We start from the raw sequence: 9,539 nt of genomic DNA, 5'->3' as shown, positions 1-9,539 counted from the left end.
CAGCCGGCCAGGCGCTTCCAGAAGACGGACGTGGGGTGGAAGAGCGCCTCGCCGAACGTCCGGTCGCGGAGCGCGCGGATGTCGGCGCCCGCGGCGAACACGTCGTCGCTCCCGGCCACGACGATCGCGCGCACCTCGGATTCGTGGTCGACCCGCTCGAGCGCGCCCCCCAGCTCGTCCATCATCTCCGGCGACAGCGCGTTCCGGGCGTCGGGGCGGTCGAGCTGCAGGAGCGCGACGGCGTTGCTTTGCGCTTGCGAATCGGACTGAACTCCGGTGAGGTGATTGCCGGTGAAATAGGTTCTGGTCCATCGAGTTACACGAGCATCGGCGAACAGGTCGGCATGGCGCAGCGAATGGAATCGGTCGCGCCGCCGGGTGGGGTGATGCTCAGCGCGTCGACCGCGCGCCTGGTCGAGAGAACCGCCGTGCTTGGCGAGTCCGAGATGGTGCACGTCAAGGGCTCTGATGCGCCGGTAGCTGCACGCCGCTTGTTGGCGACGGATCCTGATGGCGGGCGGTCAGGCAGGCAGCGATCCACCCTGGTCGGCCGTGACTGGGAATTGAGCATGATAGGTGGCCTACTCGATCAGTCGGTGAACGGCAACGGCCGGGTGGTCGGGCTCGTCGGGCCGCCCGGCATCGGCAAGAGCCGATTGGTGCACGAGACGGCCATGATTGCGGCACAGCGAGACGTCGAGGTGTTCACGACATACTGTGAATCCCACACCAGCGACATCCCGTTTCACGTGGCGACACGGCTACTGCGGGACGTGTTTTCGATCGGCCGTCTCGAAGACGACGAGGCGCGCGCAAACCTCCGGGCGCGATTGCCAGATGCCGACCATGAAGACCTACTGTTGCTCGACGATCTGCTCGGCGTTTCTGATCCCGACGTCCAGCTGCCTGCCATCGATCCCGCCGCGCGGACACGGCGGTTGGCGGCGCTCTTGAACGCGGCCGCGGTGGCTCGAAGAACACCCGCCATCTTCGTGATCGAGGACGCGCACTGGATCGACCAGACGAGCGAGGCCATGTTCGGCGATTTCGCCGCTGTCGTGCCACAGACCGACGTACTAGTGCTGATCACCTACCGACCTGAATATCACGGCGCGCTCGACCGCTTGCCGAGCTCACACCGCATTCCCCTTAGCCCCCTTCAGGATTCCGATTCCACAGCACTTGCCACCGAGTTGCTGGGAACGGACCCTTCGGTCACACAGTTCGTCGCACGAGTTGCTGAACGCGCCGCCGGCAATCCGTTCTTCGCCGAAGAGATTGTCCGTGACTTCGCTGAGCGCGGTGTGGTGGCCGGCGAAGCCGGTGCCTATGTTTCCCAACACCGTGACGCTGAGGTGCGCGTCCCCGCGTCGCTGCAGGCTGCCATAGCCGCCCGCATCGACCGCCTCCGCCCGACGGCAAAGCGCACGTTGAACGCGGCGGCGGTCATCGGATTGCGCTTCGTTTCCGAACTGCTTGCCGACTTGGTGGAGGACGTCGAGTTAACCGAATTGGTCGGCGCTGAACTCATCGACCAAGTGGGGTTCATGCACGGGGACGAGTACGCCTTTCGGCATCCGCTGATCCGTGCGGTGGCGTACGAATCACAGCTCAAGTCGCACCGCTCCGACTTGCACCGGAAGCTTGCCAGGGCGATCGAAGAACATCATCCGGAAATGTCTGACGCGAATGCGGCACTCATCGCCGAGCATCTCGAGGCGGCGGGCGACCTTAGCGAGGCATTCGCTTGGCACATGCGCGCCGGCGATTGGGCGCGATTCCGTGACATCAACGCGGCATACCGGAGCTGGCAGCGGGCACGTGAGGTCGCTGACCGGATGCCGGTAGACAACCCTGATCGGTCCGCGATGCGGATCGCACCCCGCGTCCTGATGTGCGGCAATAACTGGAGAGTCGGGCTAGGCATCGAAGAGACCGGGTTCGAGGAACTGCAAGTTCTCTGCACGTCAGCCGGCGACGATCTGTCGCTTGCCCTCGGCATGGCGGGGATGCTGACCGCTCTCTTGTTCCACAACAAGTTTCGCGAGGCCGCCCGCGCCGCATCGGACGCAACCAGGTTGCTCGAGAAGATCGCTGATCCCGCATTGACTGCTGAGGTGTCTGTCGCGACGGGTAATGCGAAATTCCAAGCTGGGGAGGCGCTCGAAGCTCTGCGCTTGGCCCAGTGCGCCATCGACATTGCAGATGGCGACCCGACCAAGCACAGTCTCCTCATCGGGTCACCGTTAGCTTTCGGGCTGGCGCTGCGTGGCTCCGCAAGGCTTTGCCTTGGACTGCCGGGCTTTCTGGATGACTTCGACGATGCCATTGCGATGGCTCGGGCTGTGCAGGATACGTCCACCCACGTCTCCGCGGTCTTGCTGAAGTACGGTTTTCCGGTTAGCAACGGGGTTTTCCTGCCGGACGCGACCGCCGATCAAGTGACCGCTGAAGCGCTCGAAAGGGCTGAGCGCTTCGGTGACGATTTTGGAAGGGGCGCGGCTCGACTGACGCGCGGCGTCGTCCTTGCCAACCAACCCGGAGAGCAACGAACAGTAGGTCTCGAACTGCTTGCTCGGCGCGATGACCCTGGTGAGCGGCACGGCAATTCGCAGTGGTTATGGCGGTTCGTCGTTATCGAGACCGCGAAGGAGAGAGCCCGACTAGGAGATCTCGAGGGAGCCATCGCGTTGGGGCGCGAGACGGCCGAATTCCTGTTCGCCTCGGGAGACGCGATTACGCGCGGGCCTGCCGTTAGCGTGTTGGTGGAATCGCTGCTACGCCGCGGCACCGAGGCGGACATCGATGAGGCCGAAGCTGCGATTGGCAGGTTGGCAACGGTGCCGACAGATCCCGGGTTTGTGCTGTACGAACTTCCGCTGCTGCGGTTGCGTGCGCTGCTGGCGAGAGCCCACGGCGACGAGACCGGCTACCGAGATTTCGCTGGCAAGTATCGAACGATGGCCAATGACCTTGGTTTCGAAGGACATATGGCTCTTGCAGAGATGATGACTTAGCGGTCCGGCAGGGCGTGCTCGACGATGGTCCGGCGCGGATGCGGTTCGCGCTCACCGCGTTTGGCGGCCACGTACACCTGAGCCGTTTCGCTTGCGACGGTGCGCCAGTCGAAGTCGGAGGTGAGTCGCTCGCGGGCGGCGATCGCGCGGCGCTGCGCTGCGGGCGGATCGTCGAGCACCACCCGGACCGCTGCGGCCAGGCCCGCGATGTCGCGCGGCGCACAAGAGACACCGGTCTGGCCGTTGATCACCGCTTCGCCGAGGCCGCCGACATTCGAGGTCACCAGCGGCGTGCCGGTTGCCGCGGCCTCCAGCGCGACGATGCCGAACGGCTCGTAGTGACTGGGCAGGACGGCGGCGTCGGCGTCGTGCAGCAGCTGCACCAGATGCTCATGATCCAACCGGCCGGCAAACGTTACAGCCTTGAGCACCTTGTGCTTTCGGGCCTGCTCTGCCAGCCACTGTTGCTGAGTCCCGTCACCGGCGATGGTCAGCGTGGCGCCGGGATGGGTGCGCCTGATGCGGGGCAGAGCCGCAATGGCGTCGTGAATGCCCTTCTCGTACTCCAGCCGTCCCACGTACAACAGCTGTGCCGGACCCGCCTGTGGACGTCGCGGTGCAAACGGCCACAGCGCGGCGTCGATGCCGTTGCGGATGACCCGGATCTCGCCGAGGCCGGGCCCAAAGAGTTCTGTGATCTCGTCGCTCATCGACCTCGAACACGTGATGAGTGAATCGGATTCGCGCACCAGCCAGGACTCCGCCGCATGCACCTGACGGCTGATCGGCCCGGACACCCAGCCGGAGTGTCTGCCCGCCTCGGTGGCGTGAAGTGTGGAAACCAAAGGGACGTCGAAGAACTCGGCCAGCGCGATGGCCGGGTGGGCGACCAGCCAGTCGTGGGCGTGCACGACGTCCGGTCGCCACGGCTTGGGCCGGTGATCGCAGGTCTTCAGCGCCAGGCCGACGCGGGTCATCGAGTGGCCCATGGCCAGCGTCCACGCCATCATGTCCGAGCCGAAGTCGAACTCGTGCGGGTCCTGGGCTGCTGCCACCACCCGCACACCCTCGCTGACCTCGTCGGTCGACGGATGCGTGCTCGGGTCGGTATCGGACGGCCGACGGCTGAGCACCACAATCTCGTGTCCGGCCGCCGCCAGCGCCGTCGCCAACTGGTATACGTGCCGACCGAGTCCGCCGACCACCACCGGCGGATACTCCCACGACACCATAAGGACCTTCACGCGTCGCTCACTCTCCGCGAGCGTGCGCAAAATGCCGTGGTTTCGCGGCGTGTCGGGCAGCAGACACGCACGCTCGCGGGGCAAGGCGAGGTCATCGGGGCAGCCTTCGGGAGTCCAGGGCGCCGAAAAGGCCGTCGGCGCGGTTCCAGCCGGCAGCCAGCCGCTCTGCCTGCTCGCTGCGGCCGGACGCGAGTGCACCGGCGATCTCACGGGTGGCGTGGGCGTGCAGGTGCGCGCGGTAGCGGGCGTAGTCGGCGGCGGAGTCCTTGCTGATCATGAACGGCCAGTCGCTGGAAACGGTCAGTAGCGTCTCGCGCAGGATCTGGTCGGCGACAGCGTGGCGGGCGGTGGGCGCGCCCGGCGTCGTGGACTGCTCCAGCGCCTTGTCCACAGTGCTCAGTGCGGTGTCGGTGACTTCGACGTTCAGCTGCACAAGGTCGGTGACCTTCTCGCCGGCCCACACCGACCAGTCCTTACCGGAACCCCAAGAGCTGGGCGGCAATTCGACCGAAGCGCCGATGAATCCGTCGGTGATGGCATCGGACAGCGTGCCCACCCGGATGCCGGCATCGGGCAATGCACGCAGCACCCGTTCCAGCCACATCGGGCCCTCGTACCACCAATGGCCGAACAGTTCGGTGTCGAAAGCCGCGATCACGTGCGCCGGCCGACCGATCCGTTCCGTCTCGGCGACCAGCCGCTGGCGGACCACGTCGACGAAGTCGGCGACGTGGGTGTCGACGGCGCGGTCGGCGCGCGCAGGATCAAAGGGCGCCTTGGCATCCGACGGAACATTGCGGCCGGTGACACGGGCCGGCTTGAGGCCGGTGACGTGGTCGTATGTGTAGAAGTCGCGGTAGGCGGCGTGCCCGGGATAGCCGGACTTCGGCGACCAAACCCGATAACTCACCTGCAGGTCGCGGCCGAACGCGACGACATCGGAGTCGCCGACCGGGCGTCCCAGCGCGGTGTCGCCGTGCAGCGACGGCCCGTCCACCATGAAATGCGCGATACCCGCTGCGTCGTAGTCGATTTCCATGCCGGGCGCGTATGCGCATTCCGGCGCCCAGATGCCGGTAGGGGTGTGGGCCAACCGCTGCCGGGCATCGGCCAGACCCTCGCGCAGCGCGAACTCCCGCAGCCGCGGATTGAGCAGCGGCTGGAACGGGTGCGACAGCGGGCCGCCGAGCAGCTCGATGGTTTGGGCGTCGATCAGCTCCCGCAGCAGTGGGCTGCCGCCGTGCTGCCACAGCGTCTCGAAGTCGATTAGCGCATCTTCCGCTTCGGCCAGTTCACGAATGCCGAACTGGCGCAACGGGCCACCCAGCGTGGTCGCCTCCTGGGCGCGCAGCTGCCAGTTGGCCAGCCAGTGGTGCATACCGTCCAGGCAGTAGGGGTCATCGAGCTGCGCGGTGACCACAGGGGTCATGCCGAGCGTCAACAAATGATGACGGCCTTCATCGGACAAGGTCCGCAGCACCCGCATCAGCGGCAGGTAGGCAGCCGACCACGACTGGTACAGCCATTCCTCGCCGACCGGCCAACGGCCGTGATGGGCCAACCACGGCAGGTGGGTGTGCAGGACAAGGCTGAACAGCCCGGGAACGGGCTCCGACCCGGTTGTCATGGCCGCACCGCGATCGCGACGAGGTCCAGGCTGTCATCGATGTCACGGTCGGCGGCGTCGATGAGGTCGAAATCGTCCACGGTCACCGAGGCGATGTCGGCCAGCAGGTCGGCCGGCCACGGCGCGTCAGCCAGGGCGCGCGCGACTTGCGCGTCGATGATGGAGCCGCGGTGCTTGGCGTCCAGCCCCGCCAGCCTGGTGCCGTGAAACACGCCCCGCATCGATTCGAGTTCGAAGCCGGCCGACTCCAATAACTCGGTCAGTTCAGCGGCGTTGAGCTCGCGGGTGTGGAACGGGTTGATCGGGGTGTCACGGCCAGGGGAGAAGGTGATCCGATTGGGCGTGGACATCATCAGCAACCCGGATGGCTGCAGCACGCGCAGGCATTCGGCGACGAACTGCGGCTGGTCCCAGAGATGCTCGATCACCTGGAAGTTGACCACCACATCAACGGCGCCATCGGGCAGCGGCAACGCGGCCAGGTTGCCGTGCCGCATCTCCACCCGCGGGTAGCGGGCGCGAACGTGGGCCACCGTCGACTCGTCGTAGTCGAGCCCGATGACGTGGCGCGCGACGTCGGCGATCAAATCCGCGCCATAACCCTCACCGCAGCCCGCTTCGAGCACGTCGCGGCCAGCGCAGCGGTCCGCCAGCCGCTGATAGACGACCTCGTGGCGGCGGAACCAGTAGTTCTCCTCCGCCAGCCCCGGAACCGTGCGCTCCCCGGTGAGGGGAAGATCCGGACCGTCGGTAACGAATGCGCTCATTGCAAAGGCAGGCTAACGCAGGAGAGGGGTGAGTGGCCGGTTCGCGAATGGTTGGGCCGACTTAGGGCGGCTAAGGGGAAGTCAGATCACAAACTTCGACCAGCTATGGTGTTCCTGCGAACCACCAAAAGTTACTGATGAGTAACATGGTGGCGACTGCATGAAACGTGGTATTGCGGGCCACCGCCGGCCCCTCGAGGAGGACGAACCAGACTCATGACGAACATCGTGGTCCTGATCAAACAGGTTCCAGATACGTGGTCGGAACGCAAGCTGACCGACGGCGACTTCACCCTTGACCGCGAGGCCGCCGACGCCGTGCTCGACGAGATCAACGAGCGCGCCGTCGAAGAGGCCCTGCTGATCAAGGAGAAGGAAGCCGCCGACGGCACCGAGAGCACCATCACGGTCCTGACCGCCGGCCCCGAGCGCGCCACCGAGGCGATCCGCAAGGCCCTGTCGATGGGCGCCGACAAGGCGGTGCATCTGCTCGACGACGGCATGCACGGTTCGGACGTCGTCCAGACCGGGTGGGCGCTGGCGCGTGCGCTGGGCACCGTCGAGGGCACCGAGCTGGTCATCGCGGGTAATGAGGCCACCGACGGCGTCGGCGGCGCGGTGCCGGCCATCATCGCCGAGTACCTGGGCCTGCCGCAGCTGACCCACCTGCGGAAAGTGAGCGTCGAGGGCGGCAAGGTGACCGGCGAGCGGGAGACCGACGAGGGTGTGTTCACCGTCGAGGCGCCGTTGCCCGCAGTGGTGAGCGTGAACGAGAAGATCAACGAGCCGCGCTTCCCGTCCTTCAAGGGCATCATGGCCGCCAAGAAGAAGGAAGTGACGACGCTGACGCTGTCCGAGATCGGCGTCGAGGCCGACGAAGTCGGGGTCGCCAACGCCGGTTCCAAGGTGCTGTCGTCCACCCCGAAGCCGCCGAAGACCGCGGGCGAGAAGATCACCGACGAAGGCGACGGCGGTACCAAGATCGCCGAGTACCTGGTTGCCCAGAAGCTCGTCTAGACCATCCCCGAATCCACGAGACATAGAGGCGAATAGAACGCATGGCTGAAGTACTTGTGCTCGTCGAGCACGCCGAAGGTGCGCTGAAGAAGATCAGCGCTGAACTGATCACCGCCGCCCGGGCGCTGGGCGAACCCTCCGCCGTCGTGGTCGGTGGACCCGGCGCCGCCGCGCCCCTGACCGACGAATTGAAGGAAGCCGGCGCGGCCAAGATCTACGTGGCCGAGTCCGACGCCGCGGAGAACTACCTGATCACGCCGGCGGTGGACGTGCTGGCGGGGCTGGTCGAGTCGGCCAGCCCGGCGGGTGTGCTGCTGGCGGCCACCGCCGACGGCAAGGAGATCGCCGGACGGCTGGCCGCCCGGCTGGGATCGGGCCTGCTGGTCGACGTCGTCGAGGTCAAGGAGGGCGGCAAGGGCGTCCACTCGATCTTCGGCGGGGCGTTCACCGTCGAGGCCGAGGCCACCGGCGACACCCCGGTGATCACCGTGCGCCCCGGCTCGATCGAGGCCGAACCGGCCGCCGGCGCCGGCGAGGTCGTCAACGTCGACGTGCCCGAGCAGGCCGAAAATGCGACCAAGATCACGTCTCGCCGGCCCGCGGTGGCCGGCGACCGCCCCGAACTCACCGAGGCCACCGTCGTGGTTTCCGGCGGCCGCGGTGTCGGCAGCGCCGAGAACTTCAGCGTGGTCGAGGAATTGGCCGACTCGCTCGGCGCCGCCGTTGGCGCGTCACGCGCCGCGGTGGACTCCGGCTACTACCCGGGCCAGTTCCAGGTGGGGCAGACCGGCAAGACGGTGTCGCCGCAGCTGTACGTCGCACTCGGCATCTCCGGCGCGATCCAGCACCGCGCCGGCATGCAGACGTCGAAGACAATCGTCGCGGTCAACAAGGACGAGGAGGCGCCGATCTTCGAGCTGGTCGACTTCGGCGTCGTCGGCGACCTGTTCTCGGTGCTGCCCCAGGCGACCGCGGCGGTGGAGGCCAAGAAGGGCTGAGCTTTACGGCGCAATTGTGCTCGTATTGCGACGTTTCGGCGTGGTCAGTCGCAATCTCAGCACAATTGCACGGGAAACTAGGGCGCGGGCTTCACCGCACCCAGCGTGAAGCTCATCGCGATGCGCTCGGGGTGCTCGGTCATCCGGAACTCGCCGATCTCGTCGCGCGTCATCAGACCCGGGAACGGGCAGAACGGGACGCTGTCGTGCTCCTCGAGCATGGTCAGCACGAGGCCGTGCCGCAACACCGCCGTCACCGTCTGGCCGAGGCCATGGCTCCACGTGTGCGCCTCGGTGTGCGTGATGGTGTGCCCCGAGTCCTCGGCCGGAGCCACGTAGGTCACGTCGTCGTTCCACACGACCGGGTCGTCGTGCTCGAAGTACGGCCAGGCGGGCACCGGCTTCCCCGTCACCGGGTCGGGCTCCATCGTGTCGAGCATCGGGTGGGTGTCGCGGATGAACAGCCGGCCACCGGGCCTCAGCACGGCGGCGACGACCTCGGCCCACCGGTCCACGGACGGCAGCCACGAGATCGCGCCGAGGCTGACGTAGGCGAAGTCGAAGGTGCGGCCGCCCAGGGCCCGCGGCGCGTCGTAGACGTCCGACACGACGTAGTCGACCTGGGCCCCGGTGGCCGCCGCCAGGCGTCGCGCCTCGAAGACCGACTGCGGCGAGAGGTCCAGGCCGGTCATCCGGGCGCCGAGCCGGGCCAGCGAGAGGGTGTCGGTGCCGATGTGGCTCTGCAGGTGGACGCCTTCGAGCCCGGCGACCTCGCCGAGTCGCGGCCGGTCGAACCGGACGACGCCCGACAGGTGCTCCGGGTCGTCGAGGAACGACTGCACCTCGTAGTCGGGAGACGCCGCGTGGAT

The 9,539-nt window shown here is 66.9% G+C and carries 8 protein-coding genes and 1 pseudogene; 4 read left to right on the top strand and 5 right to left on the bottom strand.

The window, feature by feature from the left end; genetic code table 11:
* The coding region (locus ACRDU5_RS18680) for an enoyl-CoA hydratase/isomerase family protein (RefSeq protein ID WP_526616216.1) at window positions 1–197 on the bottom strand (197 nt) is incomplete at its 3' end.
* Here ACRDU5_RS18680 and ACRDU5_RS18675 point away from each other — a divergent pair.
* Both ACRDU5_RS18675 and ACRDU5_RS18670 read left to right on the top strand, forming a co-directional pair.
* A pseudogene (locus ACRDU5_RS18675) lies at window positions 144–407 on the top strand (adenylate/guanylate cyclase domain-containing protein); the annotation flags it as partial. The gene ACRDU5_RS18680 and the pseudogene ACRDU5_RS18675 overlap by 54 nt on opposite strands.
* Window positions 408–446: 39 nt before the next feature.
* Entirely contained in the window at window positions 447–3,017 is a 2,571-nt protein-coding gene (locus ACRDU5_RS18670) for an ATP-binding protein (protein ID WP_526616214.1), read from the top strand.
* Here ACRDU5_RS18670 and ACRDU5_RS18665 read toward each other — a convergent pair.
* The 3 genes from ACRDU5_RS18665 to ACRDU5_RS18655 form a co-directional block, all read right to left on the bottom strand.
* On the bottom strand, window positions 3,014–4,261 hold the full coding sequence (locus ACRDU5_RS18665) for a glycosyltransferase family 4 protein (protein ID WP_526616213.1): 1,248 nt from the start codon (window positions 4,259–4,261) through the stop codon (window positions 3,014–3,016). The two genes, ACRDU5_RS18670 and ACRDU5_RS18665, sit on opposite strands and share 4 nt — an antisense overlap.
* 91 nt (window positions 4,262–4,352) lie before the next feature.
* A complete protein-coding gene (locus tag ACRDU5_RS18660; protein ID WP_526616212.1) occupies window positions 4,353–5,888 on the bottom strand; it encodes a 1,4-alpha-glucan branching protein domain-containing protein in 1,536 nt (511 codons plus the stop codon).
* The gene (locus tag ACRDU5_RS18655) at window positions 5,885–6,655 is read right to left on the bottom strand and encodes a class I SAM-dependent methyltransferase (protein WP_526616211.1); all 771 of its coding nucleotides are present in this window, start codon (window positions 6,653–6,655) and stop codon (window positions 5,885–5,887) included. The genes ACRDU5_RS18660 and ACRDU5_RS18655 overlap by 4 nt, the downstream gene beginning before the upstream one ends.
* 216 nt (window positions 6,656–6,871) lie before the next feature.
* Here ACRDU5_RS18655 and ACRDU5_RS18650 point away from each other — a divergent pair, with 216 nt between their 5' ends.
* Both ACRDU5_RS18650 and ACRDU5_RS18645 read left to right on the top strand, forming a co-directional pair.
* On the top strand, window positions 6,872–7,672 hold the full coding sequence (locus ACRDU5_RS18650) for an electron transfer flavoprotein subunit beta/FixA family protein (protein WP_526616210.1): 801 nt from the start codon (window positions 6,872–6,874) through the stop codon (window positions 7,670–7,672).
* Window positions 7,673–7,713: 41 nt separating this feature from the next.
* Entirely contained in the window at window positions 7,714–8,670 is a 957-nt protein-coding gene (locus tag ACRDU5_RS18645; RefSeq protein WP_526616208.1) for an electron transfer flavoprotein subunit alpha/FixB family protein, read from the top strand.
* Between the two features lie 77 nt (window positions 8,671–8,747).
* On the opposite strand, the gene ACRDU5_RS18640 is transcribed toward ACRDU5_RS18645, so the two are convergent.
* Window positions 8,748–9,539: class I SAM-dependent methyltransferase (locus ACRDU5_RS18640; RefSeq protein WP_526616206.1), on the bottom strand; the 792-nt coding region annotated here is incomplete at its 5' end.

Source organism: Mycobacterium sp. (genome assembly GCF_050701515.1).
Lineage (GTDB): Bacteria > Actinomycetota > Actinomycetes > Mycobacteriales > Mycobacteriaceae > Mycobacterium.
This window is presented reverse-complemented; position numbering and strand designations above follow the sequence as displayed.

Bases quoted from the DNA above. Each gene is read 5' to 3' on its own strand.
- ACRDU5_RS18670 (WP_526616214.1), top strand. From the start codon at position 447: ATGGTGCACGTCAAGGGCTCTGATGCGCCGGTAGCTGCACGCCGCTTG.
- ACRDU5_RS18660 (WP_526616212.1), bottom strand. From the start codon at position 5,888: ATGACAACCGGGTCGGAGCCCGTTCCCGGGCTGTTCAGCCTTGTCCTG.
- ACRDU5_RS18655 (WP_526616211.1), bottom strand. From the start codon at position 6,655: ATGAGCGCATTCGTTACCGACGGTCCGGATCTTCCCCTCACCGGGGAG.
- ACRDU5_RS18650 (WP_526616210.1), top strand. From the start codon at position 6,872: ATGACGAACATCGTGGTCCTGATCAAACAGGTTCCAGATACGTGGTCG.
- ACRDU5_RS18645 (WP_526616208.1), top strand. From the start codon at position 7,714: ATGGCTGAAGTACTTGTGCTCGTCGAGCACGCCGAAGGTGCGCTGAAG.